Origin of the sequence: Streptomyces liangshanensis (assembly GCF_011694815.1) — a bacterium.
Classification (GTDB): Bacteria; Actinomycetota; Actinomycetes; order Streptomycetales; family Streptomycetaceae; genus Streptomyces; species Streptomyces liangshanensis.
The window spans coordinates 1,889,719-1,909,734 of sequence record NZ_CP050177.1; the positions used below are offsets into that span (position 1 = coordinate 1,889,719).

7 protein-coding genes and 1 pseudogene are annotated in these 20,016 nt (G+C 72.7%); all 8 read right to left on the reverse strand.

The features are described 5' to 3' along the window. Positions 1 to 18: 18 nt before the first annotated feature. Positions 19 to 3,303, reverse strand: a complete 3,285-nt coding sequence (locus tag HA039_RS08025; protein ID WP_167025903.1) for a non-ribosomal peptide synthetase — start codon at positions 3,301 to 3,303, stop codon at positions 19 to 21. After that, on the reverse strand, positions 3,287 to 8,908 hold the full coding sequence (locus tag HA039_RS08030; RefSeq protein ID WP_167025906.1) for a non-ribosomal peptide synthetase/MFS transporter: 5,622 nt from the start codon (positions 8,906 to 8,908) through the stop codon (positions 3,287 to 3,289). Before HA039_RS08030 ends, HA039_RS08025 begins: the two co-directional genes overlap by 17 nt. A gap of 178 nt (positions 8,909 to 9,086) precedes the next feature. Then, positions 9,087 to 12,257, reverse strand: coding sequence for a non-ribosomal peptide synthetase (locus HA039_RS08035; protein ID WP_167025910.1), 3,171 nt, complete (start codon positions 12,255 to 12,257; stop codon positions 9,087 to 9,089). Positions 12,258 to 12,549: 292 nt separating this feature from the next. Continuing rightward, positions 12,550 to 14,280 (reverse strand): annotated as a pseudogene (locus HA039_RS08040) (glycosyl hydrolase family 28-related protein); the annotation flags it as partial. Between the two features lie 141 nt (positions 14,281 to 14,421). Next, positions 14,422 to 16,026 (reverse strand): glycoside hydrolase family 13 protein, encoded by a 1,605-nt coding sequence (locus HA039_RS08045; RefSeq protein WP_167025916.1) that lies wholly within the window; start codon positions 16,024 to 16,026, stop codon positions 14,422 to 14,424. Between the two features lie 322 nt (positions 16,027 to 16,348). Further along, positions 16,349 to 17,296 (reverse strand): carbohydrate ABC transporter permease, encoded by a 948-nt coding sequence (locus tag HA039_RS08050; protein WP_167025919.1) that lies wholly within the window; start codon positions 17,294 to 17,296, stop codon positions 16,349 to 16,351. A 15-nt stretch (positions 17,297 to 17,311) separates the two neighbouring features. Continuing rightward, a complete protein-coding gene (locus HA039_RS08055; protein ID WP_167025922.1) occupies positions 17,312 to 18,268 on the reverse strand; it encodes a carbohydrate ABC transporter permease in 957 nt (318 codons plus the stop codon). 7 nt (positions 18,269 to 18,275) lie between these two features. Further along, complete coding sequence (locus HA039_RS08060; RefSeq protein WP_167025925.1) at positions 18,276 to 19,625, reverse strand: extracellular solute-binding protein; 1,350 nt, start codon at positions 19,623 to 19,625, stop codon at positions 18,276 to 18,278. Positions 19,626 to 20,016: the final 391 nt, after the last annotated feature.

The following is a 20,016-nucleotide window of genomic DNA, read 5'->3' on the forward strand; positions in this document are numbered from 1 at the left end:
AACCGAACAACCCAGCGCTCACGGCGACAGCCGCTCCGCCGCCTCCCCCTCCGACAGCGCGTCGATCTCCGCGATCAGCAGCTCCTCCACGCGCGCCGCCAGGTCCGCCAGCACCCGGTGGTCGAAGACGTCCCGGATGCTGATCTCCAGGCCCGCCACCGAGCGGATCCTCGCGGCCACCCGCGTGACCCGCAGCGAGTCGCCGCCGAGCGAGAAGAAGTCGTCCCGCGCGCCCACCCGCTCGACGCCCAGCACCTCTTCCCACAACTCCGCGACCAGCGCCTCCGCGTCCGTGCGGGGCGGGACGAACGCGGGCGCGGCGACCGCCGGGCCCGGCAGGGGCAGCGCCGAGACGTCCGGTTTGCCGTTGACCGTCAGCGGCAGCCGGTCGAGGACCGCCAGCCCGCTCGGCACCATGAAGGCCGGGAGCAACCCCTCCAGGTGGGCGAGGAGTTCGGGGACGACGGGGGTGGCGCCCGGCGCCGGGACCACGTAGCCCAGCAGCCGCCCTTCCCGTACGGCCACCAGCGCGTGGGCCACGGCCGGGTGCGCGGTCAGCGCGTGTTCCACCTCGCCGGGCTCGATCCGGTAGCCGCGGAGCTTCACCTGCCCGTCCGTCCGGCCGAGGAACTCCAGCTCCCCGTCCGGCAGTCGGCGCACCCGGTCGCCCGTGCGGTACATCCGGGTGCCGTCCGCCGCGAACGGATCCGGCAGGAAGCGCTCGGCCGTCAGCCCGGCCCGGCCCGCGTATCCCCGGGCCAATCCGCGTCCGCCGAGGAAGAGTTCGCCCTCGGTCCCGTCGGGCACCAGCCCGAGCCGTTCGTCCAGCACGTAGCAGCGCACCCCGGCCAGCGGCCGCCCGATCGGCGGCCGGGCGACCACGGCCCCCGGCGGCGCGGACGGAAGCGTCAGGTCCGCGCTCGTGGCGATGACCGTCGCCTCCGTCGGACCGTACGTGTTGACGAGCCGGATCCGCCCGCCGTGCCGCGCGTGCCAGCGGGCCAGTACGGTGCCGTCGACCGCCGAGCCGCCCAGCACGACCAGGCGCAGGTCGGCCGGCCAGGTGAACTCGTCCTCCATCAGGACCAGTTCGTGCCAGTACGCGGTCGGCAGATCGAGGACCGTGACCCCCGCGCCTCCCCCGGAACGCAGGACGTCGGGGAGCGTACGGGACCCGCCGGGCAGCAGCACGCAGCACGCGCCGGACGCCAGGGCGGGCCAGATCTCCTCCGCGTGGGTGTCGAACCCGAGGGAGGCGAACTGGACGATCCGGTCGCCGGGCCGAAGGCCGTACCCCTGCGCCCCGGCCGTTCCGGTCGCCGCCGTCCCGGTCATCCACGCCACCCGGTCGGCCAGCGCGCCCTGTTCGACCACCACTCCCTTGGGGCGTCCGGTGGACCCGGAGGTGAAGAGCACGTACGCCGGGCCGCTCTCCGGTCCTGCCTGCGAAGCACCGGACGGGACCGTCGCCCCGTCGGGCCACTCCGTGGGGACGGCGAGAGACGGGATCCCCAGGTCAGGCCCCTCCCCCGCGGTGATCAGCAGCCGCGCTCCCCCGTCCGCGACCAACTGCCGCAGCCGTTCCAGGGGATACGCCTCGTCCAGCGGCAGGTAGCCGCCGCCCGCCTTCCACACCGCGAGGAGCGCGGTCACCAGCGCGTAGGACGGAGGGATCCGTACCGCCGCCACCCCGCCGTCCACCGGACCGATCCGTGCGGCCAACAGCGAGGAGCGGCGGTCCAGTTCGGCGTACGAGAGGGTGCCCTCGCCGAGCGCCAGCGCGGGCGCGTCGGGGCGCAGCGCGACCTGTTCGGCGAAGCGCGCGAGGACCGTACGGCGGCCGGGGTCCACCCCCGGTCCGGTGCCGCGCGCGAGCACGGCGGCCCGCTCCTCCGCGTCGAGCAGCCAGTCGCCGTGCACGGGGAGGAGCGGATCGGCGGTGGCCCGGGTCAGGAGGGTGCGGTAGCGCCGGGCCAGGGTCTCGACCGTCGACCGGTCGAACAGCTCCTCGTCGTACGAGAAGGAGCACGTCAGCCCGGCCTCCGTCCGCCAGGTGTCCAGCAGCAGGTCGGCCTTGGCCCGGGCGAAGCCCGAGTCCAGCGACAACAGGGTGACCCCGGCGGGGAGTTCCGGTTCGGCGGCGCCGCCGCCCGTCTCGTGCTGGCTCTGGAGCACGAAGAGCGTCCGGAAGGGCAGCCCGCCGGGCGCCTCGCCGAGGTCGGCCGCCAGCCGCTCCAGCGGTACGTCCTGGTGGGCGAGCGCGCCCATGGTCGCGGACCGCACCCGGCGCAGCACGGTACGGAAGTCGGGCCCGCGGCCCGCGTCGCCGCGCAGGTCCGCCCGGATCACGGCGGTCCGGGTGAAGTAGCCGATGAGCGCCTCGTGCGCCACGTCGGGGCGGCCCGCGAGCGGCGTACCGACGGTGAAGTCGTCCTGGCCGCACCAGCGGCCCAGCACGGCCTGGTAGGCGGTGAGGAGCACCATGAAGGGGGTGCAGCGCTCCTGCCGGGCCAACTGGTCGACGGCCGCGGTCAGTTCGGGGCCGAGTGCGAGGTCCGCGAATCCGGCGGGCCGCAGCGGTTCGGCCGGCCGGGGGCGGTCCCGCGGCAGCCGCAGGGGCTCCGCGCCCGCCAGCCGGTCCCGCCAGTGGGCGTACGCCCGCTCCTGCTCGTCGGGGCCGAGCCTGGCCTCCTCCGCGCGGGCGTGGTCCCCGTACTGGAGTGCCAGGGCGGGCAGTTGGGGTACGGAGCCGGTCAGCGCGGCCCCGTACAGCGTGAGCAGTTCGTGCCAGAGCACCCCGGACGACCAGCCGTCGCCCGCGATGTGGTGCAGCACCAGGCACAGGGCGTGCTCGTCCTCGCCCGCGCGGACCAGCACGGCCCGCAGCGGGGGTCCGGCGGCGAGGTCGAAGGGCGTGTTGACGTGCGGGGCGACCGCCTCGGTCAGCAGCCGGTCGACGTCGTCCTCACCGGCCGGGGACACGTCGTGCCGGACGAGCGGGACGGCGGTGGGCGGGTCGACGACCTGCCGGGGCCCGTCGCCGACCACCACGAAGCGGGTACGGAGGATCTCGTGCCGGGCCGTGAGGGCGTCCAGGGCCCCGCGCAGGGCGGGGACGTCGAGCGGGCCGCGCCAGCGCCGTACGAGATAGAGGTGGTAGCCGGTGTCGGTGGGGTCGAGTTGTTGCAGGAACCACAGCCGGCGCTGGTCCACGGTGAGCGGGTGGTCGGTGGTGTGACGCCCGGGGGGCGTCGGGGCCGGCGCCTGGGACGGCGTCGGCGTCGGGTCAACGGCCGCTGTCATGGGCCACCTTGTCCTTCGTACGGGCTTGCAGGGTCTCCAGGCCGACCAGGTCGTCGGAGACGGCGTCGGGCACTTCGCGGTCGAACCGGGCGAGGACGGGGATCCGCAGGCAGGTCACGGCGAGCAGGGCCATCGCGAGGCCGAAGAGCAGGTAGAGCAGGCCGATTCCGCGGCCCTCGCCGGTGCCGATGACCTGTCCGACGGTGCCGGCGAGCGCGCCGTGCTCCTCCATCAGCGGCTGGAGCAGGCCGGGGGCGAACGGGGCGATCACGGCGAAGCCGACCGGCAGGGTGGACCAGGCGACCATGGTGTTGACGGCGATGATCCGGCCGTGGAAGCGCAGCGGCACCTTGGTCTGGATGATCGTCGCGTACGTACCGTTGAGCAGCGCGAGGCCGAGTGTCATGCCGAACGCGCCGAGGGCGACGAGCGGCAGCGAGGGGCGCAGCCCGGTGAGGACGCAGGCGACGGCCAGTCCGGCCGTGGCGTACAGGACGCCGCGCAGCCGGTGGTGGCGGGGGCCGCCCCAGATGAGCAGGGTGAGGCCGCCGACCACCGCGCCCGCGCCCGCCGCGACGGCGACCCAGCCGGTGGCGGCGAGGTCGGCGAAGGAGAGCACGAGCGGGGTGGTGAGGAGGAAGAGCGGGGACAGGAAGATGTTGAGCGCGGCGAAGAACAGGAGCATCGCGCGGAAGTGGCGGCTGCCGAGCGCCCGCCGGAACCCGCCCTTGATCTCCTCCAGCACGCTTTCCCTGCGCACGGCCGCCATGGCCTTCGGGAAGCGCACGGCGAGGGTGATCGCTACGGCCGCGGTGTAGCTGATGACGTCGATGACGAGGATGCCGCCGAGTCCGATGCCCGCGAGCAGTCCGACGGCGAACAGCGGGACGAGGAACTGGGCGAAGCCGAGGGCCATTTGGGTCACGCCGTTGGCGCGGCCGAGGAAGCGCTTGGGGACGAGTTGGGGCACGGACGAGCCCCAGGCGAAGCGCTGGAAGACGAGCGCCAGGGAGAGGAGCGCGATCAGGGTGTAGGCGTGCCAGACGTGGAGGCTGTCGGTGAGGTAGAGGACGAGCAGCGCGGCCTGGGTGGCGCCGGCCGCGAGGTCACCGGCGAGCATGACCTTGCGGCGGTCGCTGCGGTCGACGACGGCTCCGGCGAGGGGGGCGGCGAGGATGCCGGGGACGAGGGCGCAGGCGGCGAGCAGGCCGAAGCTGGTGAGCGAGCCGGTCCTGAGGTAGATCCAGATGGGCAGGGCGAACTCGGTCAGGGCCGAGCCGATCATCGAGACCTGCTGGCCGGTGGCGACGGCCAGGAAGCGGCCGAGGCTGGGCCGTACGACGGTCCGGTCGTCGTGCGCCGCGCCGGCGTCCGGTGCCGCGCCCGCCTCCCGGGCCGCCGCCGGGGCCTCGGCGCCGGCGGACGCGCCGGCCGCGGACTCCCGGTCCCGTGTCCCTTGCCCTTCGCCCTCCCGCGAGACTCCCTCCAGCCACCAGGTGGCGCCGGGGGTACGGGCATGGCGCCGGTCGTCGCCCTCCGCGACGGCCGGGGCCACCTCGGTGAGGACGACGGCCAGTTCCTCCGCGCGGTACTTGAGGAAGAAGTGCCCCGCCTCGTCCAGCACCACCACGGCGGCGGTGTCGGTGAGGCGGTGCCACTCGCGGTAGCGCTCCTGGTAGAACTCGGTCGCCGGGTCGCGGTCGCCCGCCACCGCGATGACCGGGGCCCGCAGGCGCCCGCCCTCGGTGCGGAACAGCTCCCCGAAGTAGCGTTCGGCCTCCTTGGTGCCGGTACGCCGGTTGTGGACGATCAGCCGCAGTTGCTCGGCGCTGAAGTCGTCGGTGTCCAGGCCCGCGGCCGTGAGCGCGTTGACCATGTCCTGGTCGCTGCGCAGCCGGTCCACGAACGCCGAGAAGCGTTCGGCGAGCACAGCGCCCCGGCTCTCGGGACGGGCGAAGGGGAAGATGCCGCCGAGGTGGACGGCGTCGACCTCGCGGCCCGCCGCCTCCAGCCGCCGGGCGACCTCGACGATCAGCATCACCCCGAGGCCGCAGTGGCCGTAGAGCACGATCCGGCCCTCGACGCCGTCCAGGATCTCCTGCGCGGTCTCGGCGGCCACCTCGTCGAACGGCCGTGCCTCCTCGCCCAGTTCGTGTCCCGGTACGGCGAGCGAGTGCAGCGCCCAGTCCGCCGGGAGCGCGTCCGCGAGGGGCTTGTAGATGAGGGCGCTGCCGCCGCCGTAGGGCGCGCAGACCACACTGCCGGTGGTGCGGGTACGGGGCGGGGTGAGCCGGTGCAGGAGCTTGCGCGGGCCCCGGTCCTCGTCGGACGAGTCGAGCAGGGCGGCGAGCGCCCGTACCGTCGCGTGCTGGAAGAGGTCCATCACCCCCAGCCCCGCGGCCTGTTCGGGCAGGGCGCGGCGCAGCCGGGCGACCACCTGGGTGGCCATGAGCGAGTGGCCGCCGAGGACGAAGAAGTCGTCCAGCGCGCCGATGTGCTCCACGTCGAGCAGGTCGGCCCAGAGGGACGCGATCAGCTCCTCGGTGGCGCCCTCGGGCGGGAGGTCCTCGCCCGTACCGGCGCCGCTGTCCTCGGGGGCGGGCAGCGCGGCGCGGTCGACCTTGCCGTGCGCGAGCAGCGGGAGGCGGTCGAGGACGACGTACCGGGCCGGGATCATGTAGTCCGGCAGGACGTCGAGCAGGCGGGTGCGCAGCTCGGCCGGGGCGGGCGGTTCGCCGTCGCCCGAGCGTTCCAGGTAGCCGACCAGCTGTTGTTTCACGCCCTCGCCCCGGGCGATCACCACGGCCTGTCCGACACCGTCCACGGCGGCGAGCGCGGCCTCGATCTCGCCGGGCTCGACGCGGTAGCCGCGTACCTTGATCTGGTGGTCGGCGCGGCCGAGGAACTCCAGTTCGCCGTCGGCCCGTTGGCGTACGAGATCGCCCGTGCGGTACATGCGGGCGCCGGGCTCGTCGGTGAAGGGGTCCGGCACGAACCGGTCGGCGGTGAGGCCGGGGCGGCCCAGGTAGCCGCGGGCCAACCGGTCGCCGCCGACGTGCAGTTCGCCGGTGACGCCTTGGGGTACGGGCCGCAGCGCCGCGTCGAGGACGTAGGTCCGCGCACCGGCGAGGGGGCGGCCGATCGGGGTGGAGCCGTGGCGCGGTCCGTCCGGGGCGACCTCGTGGACGGTGACGCCGACGGTGGTCTCGGTGGGGCCGTAGTGGTTGAACACCGCGCACCGGCCGAGGGCGGCGAGGCCGCTCGCCCAGGCGGCCGACGACGCCTCGCCGCCGAGCACCAGCGCCTTGCGCGGCAGGAGTCGTTCGGTGGGTGCGTCGGCGGTCAGGGCGGCCAGGTGGGAGGGGGTCATCTTGAGGTAGTCGATGCCCGACTCCTCGATACGGTCGGCGAGTTCGGCGCCCGAGATGCGGCGGGGCAGCAGGTGCACCCGGCCGCCGGTGGACAGGCCGAGGTAGAGCAGGGTGATGCTGAAGTCGAAGGCGAGCGACTGGAGCAGCCCGTACACCCCGCCGTCCTCGACGCGCAGCCGCTCCCGCGCCCCCGCGAGGTAGGTGAGGATCTGCCGGTGCTGGACGGCCACGCCCTTGGGGGTCCCGGTGGAGCCCGAGGTGTAGATGACGTACGCGAGGTCCCCGGGGCCCGCCGTCGGGGGCAGCGGTTCGGCGCCCGCGGCGCTCTCCGCCGCCGGGTCGAGGTGCAGCACACTGCCCCGGAAGCCGGGGGCCTTGGCGGCCAGGACGGGATCGGTGACGAGCACGGTCACACCGGCGTCGGCGAGGAGGAACTCCACGCGCGCGGTGGGCTGTTCGGGGTCGAGCGGCAGGTAGGCGGCGCCGGCCTTGAGGACCCCGAGCATGGCGACGGCCAGGTCCGGGGACTGCTCCAGGCAGAGGGCGACGACGGCGCCCGGTCCGGCGCCGAGCGCCCGGAGCCGGTGGCCGAGACCGGTCGCCCGGCGTTCCAGCTCTCCGTACGTGAGGCTGTCGCGGCCGTCCGTCAGCGCGACCGCGCCGGGGGTCGCCGCGGCCGCCCGCGCGAGCAACTCGCCCAGGGTGGCGGGGCCTTCGGCGGTCGGGGGCGGTCCCGCGGACCAGGCCGCCAGCCGGGCGCGCTCGCCGTCGGCGAGCAGCGGCAGGGCGCCGAGGGTACGGTCCGGGTCGGCGAGGGCGGCGGTCAGCAGGACCTCGAAGCGCTCGGCGAGCCGCTCGACCGTCGTGGCGTCGAACAGGTCGGTGCGGTAGGTGAACAGGCCGTACACCCCGCCGTCGGCCTCGTCGCGCAGGTAGAGCGCGAGGTCGTGGTGGGTGGTGGTGGCCCGGTAGCCGAACCCCTCGGCGCGCGGCGTCCCGGGCGCGGTGGTGGTCCCGCTCGTGGTTCCCACCGCCTGCTCGCCGTAGTTCTGGAAGGCGAGGGTGGCCTGGAAGACGGCGGCGCGGCTGACGTCGCGCTCCACCGCGAGGTCGCTGACGATCTGCTCGAAGGGGACCTCCTGGTGCGCGTACGCGTCCAGGGTCCGTTCCCTGACCTGCCCGAGCAGGCGGGCGAAGGTCAGGTCCGGGGTGATCCGCGCCCTGATCGGCAGCATGTTGACGAAGATGCCGACGAGCGGTTCCAGTTCGCTGTGCAGCCGGCCCGCCACGGGCGAGCCGACCGCGAAGTCCCCCTGGCCGCTGTGGCGGGACAGCAAAGCCTGGTACGCGGCCATGAGCACCATGTAGCGGGAGGCGCCGTACGCCGCCGCGACCGCGGTGACGCGCTCGGACAGGGCCTTGTCCCAGCGGAACTCGTGCGCGGCGCCCTCGAAGGTGAAGGTCGGCGGGCGGGGCCGGTCGACCGGCAGCTCCAGCGCGGGCACCCCGTCGAGTTCGGCCCGCCAGTGGTCGCGGGACGCGGTGAGCGCGCCGTCGGCGAGGCGTCCGCGCTGCCAGGCCGCGTAGTCGCCGTACTGGAGCCGTGGTTCGGCGAGGCCGTGCGGGGTGCCGTCGGTGTGGTGGGCGTGCAGGGCGTCCAGTTCGCGCTGGAGGAGGTCGATGGACCAGCCGTCGCACACGATGTGGTGGAGGGCGAGCGCGAGGACGTGGTCCTGCTCGCCGATCCTGACGAGCAGGACCCTCAGCAGCGGGCCTTCCGCCAACACGAAGGGCCGGGCGACGAGTTGCCCGACGGCGTCGGTGGCCAGGGCCTCCCGTACCGCCGGGTCGGGCTCCTGGCTCACGTCGAGGAACTCGGCGCCGAACGGGGCGGGTTCGGCCACCACCGCGTGGGCGGTGCCGTCGTCCGTGGCGGGGAAGACCGTGCGGAGGACTTCGTGCCGGGCGACCAGGTCGGTGAGCGCGGCGTCGAGCGCGATCCGGTCGTACGGGCCGCGGACGCGGCGGGCCGGGGCGAGGGTGTAGGCGGTGGATCCGGGGGTGAACTGCTCCATGAACCAGAGGCGTTCCTGGCTGCTGGACAGGGGCGGCGCGGTGCCCTCGGGTCTGCGGTCGACCGTACGGCCCCGGCCCCGGCCGCCGCGCAGGCGCTGGGCCAGCAGGGATCGCTTGGCCTCCGACCACTCCGTGGTCGGGGGGTGTGTTTCTGTCATCGTCGTCCTGTTCAGGTCAAGATCGCCGGAGCCGGGCCGCCCGGGGGCGGCGGAGAGGGCGATGCCGTCGGCCCTGCGGTGGGGCACAGGGGACGCGGTGGACACAGGGGACGCGGTGGGGCGCGGGGTCGAGCGGGTGGGGCAGGGGGGGGTGAACGGGTCGGGTGGGGCCGCGCGGTCAGCGCGACGCGTCCACCACACGGGCGATGCCCGCGACCGTCGGGGTGTCGAAGAAGACGTCGAAGTCCACCTCCACACCGAAGGACTCACGGATGCGCGCGGCGATACGGATGATCGTCAGCGAGTGGCCGCCCAGATCGAAGAGGTCGTCCTCGGGGTCGACGGCGGGCAGGTCGAGCACCTCGCACCAGATGGCGCACAGGGCCGCTACCAGGCCGTCCCCACCGGTGGCGGGTGTGGTGGCCGTGGTGGGTGCGGTGGTCGTGGCGGCGGCAGCGGTGGGGGCCGCCTCCGGCACCGGCAGCGCGCGCCGGTCCAGCTTGCCGTTCGGGGTCGTCGGCAGGGCGTCCAGCGTGACGAACCGCTGGGGGCACATCACCGCGGGCAGGGTACGCCGCAGGTGCGCGCGCAGTGCGTCGGCGTCCGGCGCGTCCCCGGCCGGCACCACGTACGCGGCCAGTACGGGACCGTCGGCGCCGCCCTCGTGGAGGGTGACCGCCGCCCGGGCGACGGCCGGGTGGCCGAGCAGGACGGCCTCGATCTCGCCCAGCTCGATCCGGTGGCCCCGGATCTTGACCTGCTGGTCGATGCGGCCCAGGCACTCCAGTGCGCCGTCGGCGGTACGGACCACCAGGTCGCCGGTGCGGTAGAGACGGGACCCGGGCGGGCCGTACGGGTCCGGCACGAAGCGGTCGGCGGTCAGCTCGGGCCGCCCGAGGTAGCCGAAGGCGAGGCCGTCACCGCCGAGGAGCAGCTCCCCTGCCTGTCCGACCGGGACGAGCCGCAGGTGCCGGTCGACCACGTGGGCGCGGGTGTGCGCGATCGGGCTGCCGATACCGACCCGTACCGGATCGGCGGGGATCTCGGCCCGGGTCGACCAGATGGTCGTCTCGGTCGGGCCGTACACGTTGAACAACCGCCCGACCAGCGACCGGAGTTCACGCGCCAGCGGGAGGGGCAGCGGCTCGCCGCCGGCCAGGGCGGTGAGCCCTCCGAGACCAGCAGGGCCCGGCTCCGCCGCGAGCAGCACCTGCCAGCCGGTGGGGGTGGCCTGGACGTGGGTGACCTTCTCGTCGCGGACGAGCCGCAGCAGGCCGGGTCCGTCGGTCCCCAGGCCGTCGCGGCCCAGCACCAGCCGGCCGCCGGTGACCAACGGCAGGAACAGCTCCAGCGCCGAGATGTCGAACGAGAGCGACGTCAGGCCGAGCCAGACGTGCCCGGGTCCCGAGTCCAGCAGGCCGGCGAACGAGCCGAGGAGGTTGACCAGGGCGCGGTGGCCGACCGCCACGCCCTTGGGCCGGCCGGTGGACCCCGAGGTGTAGAGGACGTACGCGGTGTCCGCCGCCACCGCCCGCGCCTCGGGTTCCCAGGTCACCGCCGCGCGGTGGGCCACCGGGAGCGCGAGATCGCCGAGCAGCAACACCGTTGTGGTGGCGGCGAGTTCGGGGGCGGGCGGCCGGTCGGCGAGCAGCAGGGAGGCCCCGGAGTCGGCGGCGACGAAGGCGAGCCGCTCGGCGGGATAGGCGGGGTCGAGCGGCAGGTAGGCGGCGCCGGTGAGCAGGACCGCGAACAGGGCGACGGGGAGGGCGGAGGTGCGGTCCAGGTGGACGGCGACCAACTGCCCGGGGCCGATGCCGCGCTCGCGCAGCACGGCCGCCAGGGAGGCCGAACGGGCCTGCAGGGTACGGAAGTCGAGCGTCGCGTCGGTGGCGGTGACGGCCACCGCGTCCGGTGTCAGTTCCGCCTGGCGCTCCATCAGGTCCACCACGGTCAGGCCGCCCGTGAAGCCTTCGGGGAGCTGGTCGCCCGGCCCCGGTCCCGCCGCCTGCCAGGTCTCGGTGAGGAGGCGCAGTTCGTCCCCGGCCAGCAGGGGCAGGTGGGCGAGCGGGCGGTCGGGGGTGGTGAGCGCGGCGTCCAGCAGGGTGGTGAAGTGGCCGGCTATGCGTGCGGCGGCGTCCGGGGGCACCACGGCGGGGTCGTACTGGAACGCGATCAGGGTGCGGGCGGGCTCCTCCACGACCTGGATGTTGAGCGGGGAGCGTGCGGCGTGGTGGAAGACGGCCCGGTCGACCCGGGTCCGCGCGCCCTCGAAGCGCGGTTCCGCGCGCGCCCTGCGGTAGCTGAGGGTGACGGGGGTCAGGCCGACGCGCGGGCCGAGCCCGCGCGCCACGGCGCCGTACGGCACGGCGCGGAAGCGGTAGAGCGTGCGGAGGTCCTCGCGCAGGGCCGTGGCGAGGTCGGCCAGGCCGGCGGTGTCGGGGTCCACGGCCGGTGCGCGGACAGGGAGTTCGTTGACGAACAGGCCGACGGCGTCGCGCTGTTCCGCGCTCCGGGTGGAGAGGGACACACCGACGGCCGCGTCCTCGTTGCCGTAGCGCAGCAGCAGCGCGTGGACGGCGGCGAGCAGCAGCTCGAAGACGGTCACCCCGGCCTTCTCGGCCGCCGCGCGGAGGTCGTCGTGGGCGGCGCCTTCGAGCCACCGTTCGACGTTCTCCCCCGCGCCCGCGCCCTTCGCCGAGACCTGGGCGGCGGGGTGGACGCCGGGCAGCAGGACCGGCGCGTCGACCAGCCCGGCCGCCCCCTCGCCGAACCACTCGGCGGCTTCCCGGACCGATGACTCGGCGGGCTCGGCGGATCCGGTGGCCGGTGACGCGGGTACGGCCGACGGGGGTACGGGCGCCTCGCCGCGCAGGCGGGCGGTGTACGCGTCCGCCAGGTCGGTGAGCAGCACGTCCTTCGAGGTGCCGTCGAACACCGCGTGGTGGGCGACGGTCAGCAACTCGGCGCTTCCGTCGGCGCGTTGGAAGAGGGTGGCCCGGATCAGCGGGCCGGTGTCGAGCCGGAAGGGGCGGGCGATCTCGGCCTCGACCCGCGCGGTGTGGGCGGCGGGGTCGGTGTCCGCGTCGGCCAGGGTCAGGGCGGGCCGCCGGGGTGCGGGGACGGAACCGAGCCGGCCGTCCCGCTCCACGAGCGCGCCGGCCAGGGCCGGGTGGCGGTCGAGGGTGTCGTCCCAGGCCTGGGCGAGGGCGACGGGGTCGACGCGGTCGAAGACCGTACGCACCGGCATGTGGTAACAACGCCCGGCCAGTTCCAGGCGTTCGGTCAGCCAGACGCCGTACTGAGCCGCGCCGGCCGGAGAGAAAAGAGGGGCAACGTTCTGTTCAGGCATCGTCGCTGCTCACTTCGAGTGGTGGGTCGAACGGTCGAGCTTCCCCGGCGGTGCGTGGTCCTGCGTGGTGCAATGGTCCAGACCTGTGCAGAGATTGGCATAGGAAAATGCAGGCCGTCAAGACAAACCGTGAACTACTCCGACGGTCCCCAACTCTTCATGTTCTGGGCGGATTTGAGGGCCGGGACATTCCGGTCCCGGGCGTGGAACGCGGACAGCCGCCTCCCGCGTCACCGGAGTGACGCGGGAGGCGGCTGTCCATGCCGACGGGTGGGGATCAGGGAGTGCGGGCGGGCCAGGAGCAGCCCTGCCAGACGGTGTTCCAGCCGGAGTTGCCCCCGCCGTCGGTGAGGGTGAAGGTGCCGCTGCTCGCCGGGTAGGGGCAGTTGTAGATCCCGGCCGCCCCGACGCCGGTCGCCCGGACGTTGCTGAGGCGTGCGCTGCCCGCGGTCTCCGCCTGGACGGCCACCGTACCGGCCTTGGTGATCGTGGCGCCGTTGATGTTCACGTTCCTGACGGCCTTGCCCGTCCCGCTCCCTGAGACGAACTGGAAGGCGCTGTACGGGCTGTTGTCGAATGTGGTGTTGTTGATGTTGACCGTCGCGTCGATGGCGCTGTCGTACGCGTCGACCCGCAACGCACCATGCGGGTGGCCCCAGTTGGGGTTCAGCGCGCCGGTCCGTACCAGTGTGTTCCCCGAGACCGTGATGGTGCCGGCCAGCGGGAAGAAGGGGTCGGCGAACTTCTGGTTGGAGAGGGCTATCCCGCTGCCCAGGGCGTTGGTGTCCTGGATCTGGTTGTTGCTGACGGTGATGTCACGGCCGCCGTAGATCGCCACGCCGTTGGCCAGGTTCGGCTGCGAGATGGTGTTGTTGGCGAACGTGCTCGACACGTTCGCCGAGTTGAGCGACCACATGGCGAGCGCGTCGTCGCCCTGGTTGCGCAGGAAGTTGTTGCGCACCTGGACGCCGTTGGCGCCACCGTTGAGGTTGAGACCGTCGGCGGTGGTGTCGAGGACGCGGTTGTTCTCGACGACCAGGTTGGTGTTGTTGCCCATCAGCCAGAAGCCGACCTTGAGGTGCTGGATCCACACCCCGGCGACCACCGAGTTCGGCCCGAGCGAGCCGTTGACGAAGTTGTCGGGATTGTTGTCGACCCGCTCGGTGACCTCGCCGAGGACGGCGAAGTCCCGTAGCTGCACCCGGCCGGTGGGGGCGCCGGCCTGGTCGATGAACCGGGAGGTGCGGATGACCGAGTACCAGCTTCCGGCGCCCTTGATCTGCACGTTGTCGACCCCGCTGAGGGACTGCGTCAGCCGGTAGGTCCCCGGCGGCACCCAGACGGTGCCGCCCCGCGCCGCGTTGATCGCGTCGCGGAAGGCCTGGGTGGAGTCGCCCGCGCCGCTGGGGTCGGCGCCCCGCGAGACGACCGAGACGGACCCGGCCGGGGCGGCGGACGCCCCCGCGACCTGCTCGAAGTCGGCGACGTCCACGGTGGTCTGGATGCTCGCGACCAGCTTGACCTTGGCCCCGGCGGCGAGGTTCTGGCCCAGCAGCAGGCGGGTGTTGTCGAAGAAGTGGTGCTGCTTGGCCCCGGCGATCCAGGGCGTGTTGATGTACGAGTACTTCGAGGTCACCGCGAGCGTCTTGTTGGCGCTCTGCCCGTTCACGTACACCGCGAGGGTGCCGGACTGCCCGTCCGGCACGCTGTAGGCGACGTTGAGGGCGTTGGCGGCGGCCGGGAGGGTGAACTCGACGCTCTGGCCCGCGTTGAGCCGTACCGCCTGGCGGCCCGACGCCTCGGAGGCGAGGGAGCCCTGCGTGTAGTCGGGGCCGATCCTGGCGCCGTTGGTGGTGGCGCTCTCGGCCTCCACGGACCGGAAGGGAAGGCTCGCGCCGGCGGCGGCGGCCGCCGCACGGGGCGGGGCCGCGGCAGCGGCCTGGGTGGTGGCCGTCGCCGTGGGGGCGACGAGGGCGAGCCCCGTCGCGGCGACCGCCACCGCGGTGGACAGTGCGGTAGTCATGCACCTGACACGTTTGGACATGGACGGATCCTGCGCCTTTCTGTGGGGGGGGTGGAGGCGTATGCGTAGGCCTCCGCCTCGCCTCCCCGCGCCGTGGGACGGCGCGGGGAGGCGAGAGGTCGTACGGGCGGGGGCGCGGGGTCAGGCCCGCAGCCAGGCCGCCGTGTCCCGGGCGAGGCGCCCGTCCGCGTCCAGCGGTTCGCTGGTCAGCAGGACGGACGAGTGGGCCGGCAGGTCCACCGGCTCCGCGCCGAGGTTGAGGACGCAGATCAGGCCGTCGGCTCTCGTGAACGACAGCACACCGGGCGCCGCGTCCAGCCACTCCACGGGCCCGTCGCCGAAGCCCGCCTCGGTCCTGCGCAGCCGCAGCGCCTCGCGGTAGAGGTTCAGCATCGACGCGGGATCGGCCGCCTGGAGGTCGGCCGCGTACGACGCCCAGGACGCGGGCTGCGGCAGCCACGGCTCGGCCTCCGAGCCGAAGCCTGCGTACGGCTCGTCCGCGACCCACGGCAGCGGTACGCGGCACCCGTCGCGCCCCGGGTCCTTGCCGCCCGACCGGAAGTGCATCGGGTCCTGGATCCGGTCCAGCGGGATGTCCGCCTCGGGCAGGCCCAGCTCCTCGCCCTGGTAGAGGTAGACCGCGCCGGGCAGCGCCAGCGAGAGCAGCGCGGCGGCGCGGGCCCTGCGGGTGCCCAGCTCCAGGTCCGTGGGCGTGCCGAAGGCCTTGGCCGCGAAGTCGAAGCCGGTGGCCTCGCGCCCGTACCGGGTGACCGTGCGGGTCACGTCGTGGTTGCAGAGCACCCATGTCGCGGGCGCCCCGACCGGCGCGTGCTCGGCGAGCGTCTCGTCGATCGCGGCCCGCAGCAGCGCCGGGTCCCACGGACAGGCCAGGAACTTGAAGTTGAAGGCCGTGTGCAGCTCGTCGGGGCGCAGGTAGCGCACGAAGCGCTCGGTGTCGGGCAGCCACACCTCGCCCACGAAGATCGCGCCGTACTCGTCGGCGATGGCGCGCCACGAGCGGTAGATGTCGTGCAGCTCGTCGCGGTCGACGAACGGGTGGGGGTCGCCCTCGCCGAAGTCGGGCAGCGCCGGGTCCTTGGCGAGCAGCGCCGCCGAGTCGATCCGTACTCCCGCCACCCCCCGCTCGAACCAGAACCGCAGCACGTCCTCGTGCTCCCGGCGCACCGCGGGATGCGCCCAGTTGAGGTCGGGCTGCTCGGTGGCGAAGAGGTGGAGGTACCACTCGCCGTCGTCGAGGCGGGTCCAGGGGGTGCCGCCGAACTCGGACACCCAGTCGTTGGGCGGGATCTCACCGTTCTCGCCGCGCCCGGCCTTGAAGTGGAACAGCTCGCGCTCGGGGCTGCCGGAACCGGCGGCCAGCGCCGCCCTGAACCAGGCGTGCCGGTCCGAGACGTGGTTGGGCACGACGTCGATGATCGTACGGATGCCCAGTTCGCGTGCCTCGGCGATGAGCTTCTCGGCCTCGGCCAGGGTGCCGAAGGCCGGGTCGATGGTGCGGTAGTCCGCCACGTCGTAGCCGCCGTCCGCGAGCGGCGACAGGTACCAGGGGGTGAACCAGAGGGCCTCGACGCCCAGGTCCACCAGATACGGCAGCCTGGCCCGCACTCCCGCGAGATCCCCGGTGCCGTCTCCGTCACCGTCGGCGAAGCTCCGTACGTAGATCTGGTAGATGGCGGCGTCCCGCCACCAGTTCGGGGCGGCGGGCTCCAGAGGGCTGCCTTCCATGCGATGTTCCTTTCGGGCTGGTGCGTTGGCCCTCACGGCGGTGCCTTCCGTGACGAGACGAGGGTGGTGCGTGGGGAGCTGCGCACCGCCGCGCCGCAGCGGGGACTGAAATCGGCGCGGCGGTGCGCAGGATCGTCGGCCCGGCCGGGTGCGGCCGGGCCCTGGAGCCTGTCCGCGGTGGTGCGGGACACCGGGGACGCCAGGTGCACGGAGGGACGACGAGGCAGGGGAGAGCTGCCTCACGGTGCGAAGGCTTCGGCAGGGTGAGATGAGGGGGGTGGGACGAGCGAGGTGTCGCGGTGCGGGACCGATCCTGGCCGGGTCAGCCCTTCGTACTGCCGGCGCTGATGCCGGCGATGATGTGGCGCTGGAACACGAGGAACATCAGGACCATCGGGATACTGGCGATCACCATGGCGGCGATCAGCACCGACAGCGAGATGTTCTGCGACAGCTGGACGAGCGCCACGCTGATGGGCTGCTTGTCGGTGTCCGAGAAGACCATCAGCGGCCAGAGGAAGTCCTGCCAGACCGCCACCAGGGCGAAGATCGACACGACGCCGAGGACCGGCCTGGACATCGGCAGCAGGATCGACCAGAGCGTGCGGAGCTTCCCCGCCCCGTCGATCTCCGCCGCCTCCAGCACGTCACGCGGGATCTGGTCGAAGAACCGCTTGAGCAGGTAGAGGTTGAAGGCGTTGGCGACGGCCGGCAGCCAGATGCCCAACGGGTCGTTGAGCAGGCTGGTGTGGATGAGCGGCAGGTCGGCGACGGTCAGGTACTTCGGTACGACGAGGGCCTGGGCCGGGACCATCAGGGTGGCCAGGATGCCGCCGAGGATGACCTTCCCGAACGCGGGCTTCAGCTTGGACAGGGCGTAGGCCGCGGCCGTGCAGAAGACGAGCTGGAGGATCCAGGCACCGGAGGCCTGCACCACCGTGTTCCACAGATGCGTGGGGAGGTCCATCAACTCCCACGAATCGGTGTACGCGCCGAGGCTGAAGCTCTTCGGGAACAGCGTCGGCGGTGTCTGCACCAGTTCGTCCGGCGACTTCATGGCCCCCGTGACCATCCAGTACACGGGGAACAGGAAGGCGAGGACGAAGGCGAGCACGACCCCGGTGAAGACGGTCCAGTAGACCGCCCTGCCCTTGGCGCTCGCGAGGGCGAGCGGGGACACGAGGGTGCGTACCGCCGGTCCGGCGGGACGTTTCCTGGCCGCGAGGTCGTCGGGAGAGACCTCCCGGGGAGGCGGCGCGATCTGGGTCATGGCGCTGCGCTCCTCTCAGTCGTCGGTGCGGGTGAGCCGCAGGTAGAGGGCGGAGAACAGGCCGAGCACGACCAGCAGCATCACGCTGAGGGCGCAGGCCCCGCCGAAGTTGTTGTAGAGGAAGGCGTACTTGTAGATCAGGTAGAGGATCGTGACGGTGGAGTTCTCGGGCCCGCCCCCGGTGATCACGAAGGGCTCGGTGAACACCTGCATCGTGGCGATGATCTGGAGGAGCATCAGCATCAGGATGATGAAGCGGGTCTGCGGGACGGTCACGTGCCGGATCCGCTGGAAGATGCTCGCGCCGTCGAGCTCCGCCGCCTCGTACAGCTCCCCGGGAATGCCCTGGAGCGCCGCGAGGTAGATGAGGACCGTGCCGCCCAGGTTGGCCCAGGTGGCGACGATGACGAGCGAGACCAGGGCGGTGTCGGCGCCGTTGGACCAGTTCGACGTCGGCAGGTGGAGCGAGCTGAGCACCTCGTTGGCGAGGCCCGCGCCCGGATCGTAGAACCACTTCCAGAGCAGGGCGCTGACCACCGGCGGGATCATCACCGGCAGGTAGACGACCACCCGGAAGAACGCCCGGGCGTGCCGCAGCTCGTTGAGGACGAGCGCCATCACGAACGGGACGGCGAAGCCGATCAGCAGGGCGATCAGCGTGAACGTCAGGGTGTTGCGCCAGGCCGCACCGAACTCCGGGTCCTGGAAGACCTGGGTGAAGTTGTCGGTCCCGACCCACTCCGGCGCGGATCCGGGGGTGTACTTCTGGAACGCGATGATCACCGCGCGGATCGCCGGGTACCAGGAGAACAGCGCGAAGCAGAGCAGCCCGCCGAGCAGGAACCCGTAGGCCCGTGCCTGGTGGGACAGCTTGCGGCGGAAGGGGCTGGGGGCCCCGCGGCCCGCCGGCCGCTGCCCCGTGGTGGGGGGCGGTGCGGCGGCGGACCGCTGGGGGACCTGGGCAGTCTTCATCGGTGCGTCAGCCTCGCGCGAGAATTCCGTCGATCTTGGACTGGGCATCCTTCAGCAGACTGTCGACGTTCGCGTCCTTCTTGGTGAGGACCGCGGACACCGCTCCGTCGAGGACGGAGTAGATCTGCTGCGCCTGCGGCGGCTCCAGCTTGAGCGTCAGCGCCTGGCTGCCGTCGAGGAAGGGCTGGTAGTTCTCCACCGGGACGTTGGCGTACTGCTTCTTGAGCTCCTGGTCCTTGGTGTCCGTGGCACCGGTCCACAGGCGCGGCTCGGGCAGGCCGACCGGGGCCTTGTTCTCCGACGCGCGCTTCCAGTTGTTGAGACCGGAGCCAGGGGTGTTGGTCTGGAACTCCAGCCACTTCAGGCCGGCCTTGATCTGGGCCGGGGTGTCCTTCTTGTTGAACATGTAGCCGTCGCCGCCCGCGAGCGTGCCCTTGCCACCGGGCATGGGGGCGAGCGCGAGGTCCTCGTACTTGCCGCCCTTCTCCTTGACCAGGATCGGGATGTTGTCCGGGGCGGAGATGTACATGCCGAGCTTGCCGGAGCCCATCATCTGCTGGACGTCGTTGAGGATCAGCAGCTGCTTGGTCCCCATCGAGTTGTCGGTCCAGCGCATGTCCTTGAGGGTCTGGAGCACGGCCTTGCCCTCGGGGGTGTCGACGGCGCCCTTCTTGCCGTCCGGGGTGACCACGTCACCGCCCTGCGAGTACATCTCGGCGGTGAAGTGCCAGCCGCCCTGGTTCTGGGCGCTGTAGTCCGCGTAGCCGACGTAGCCCTTGCCGAGCGCCGCGATCTTCTTGGCGGCGGCGCGGACCTCTTCCCAGGTGGCCGGGGGCTTGTTGGGGTCGAGTCCGGCCTCGGTGAAGAGCTTCCGGTTGTAGAGGAGCCCCATCGAGTAGTTGGTGCGCGGGACGCCGTAGACCTTGCCGTCGACGCTGTAGACGTCGCGCAGCGACTGCTGGATGTCGCTGTAGCCCTTCATGTCCTTCACGTACGACGTGATGTCCGCGGCCTGGTTGATGTCGACGACGTGCTTGGCGTCGGTGAAGTACGTGTAGAACACGTCCTCCATCTGGCCGCCGGCGAGCTTCGCGTCGAACGTCTTGGGGTCCTGGCAGGGGAACGCGTCGCGGCCCACCACGTCGATCGTCGGATTCGCCTTCTCGAACGCCGCGATGTCGTCCTCGAAGCTCTTCCGGTCGATCTTGGCGCTCTTGGGCGGCATGCAGTTCACGGTGATACGTGTCTTGCCGTCCGCGCCGCTGTCGTCGCCCGAGCCGCAGGCGGCCAGACCGGTGAGGGCGAGCGCGGTGGCTATCGCGGCGGTACAGGTACGGCGGAACCCAGAACTACTCATCGGTGGGACCCCTCTTGGGCAGGAGCGTGGCAAACCAACAGCCGCATCGCTGTGTGGCGGCGCTCACTCAACCACTAACTACGGATGTCCGCAATATGTCGCTCCGATTTCGCAAATACTTGACAGCTACCTGCATGTGCCGACCTCGGCGCGAGGTGCCTACCCCACGCTTTCGGACCCCACGCCTCCCGGTTCCGCGCGGGGCCGCCGAGAACCCGCCGGAGCGGCCCCGCGAGGCCACGGGGTGACGCGTACCGACCCGAGGAGCCCCGGCCCCACCTGGCTCGCGGGGCTCAACCCCGGTTCCGGAAAGGGGATTTCGGCCATCCCGCACCTCGCCGGAAGGCTCACGTTTCTTGCAGATCCTGCGCCCCGCCGACGCAAATTTTAC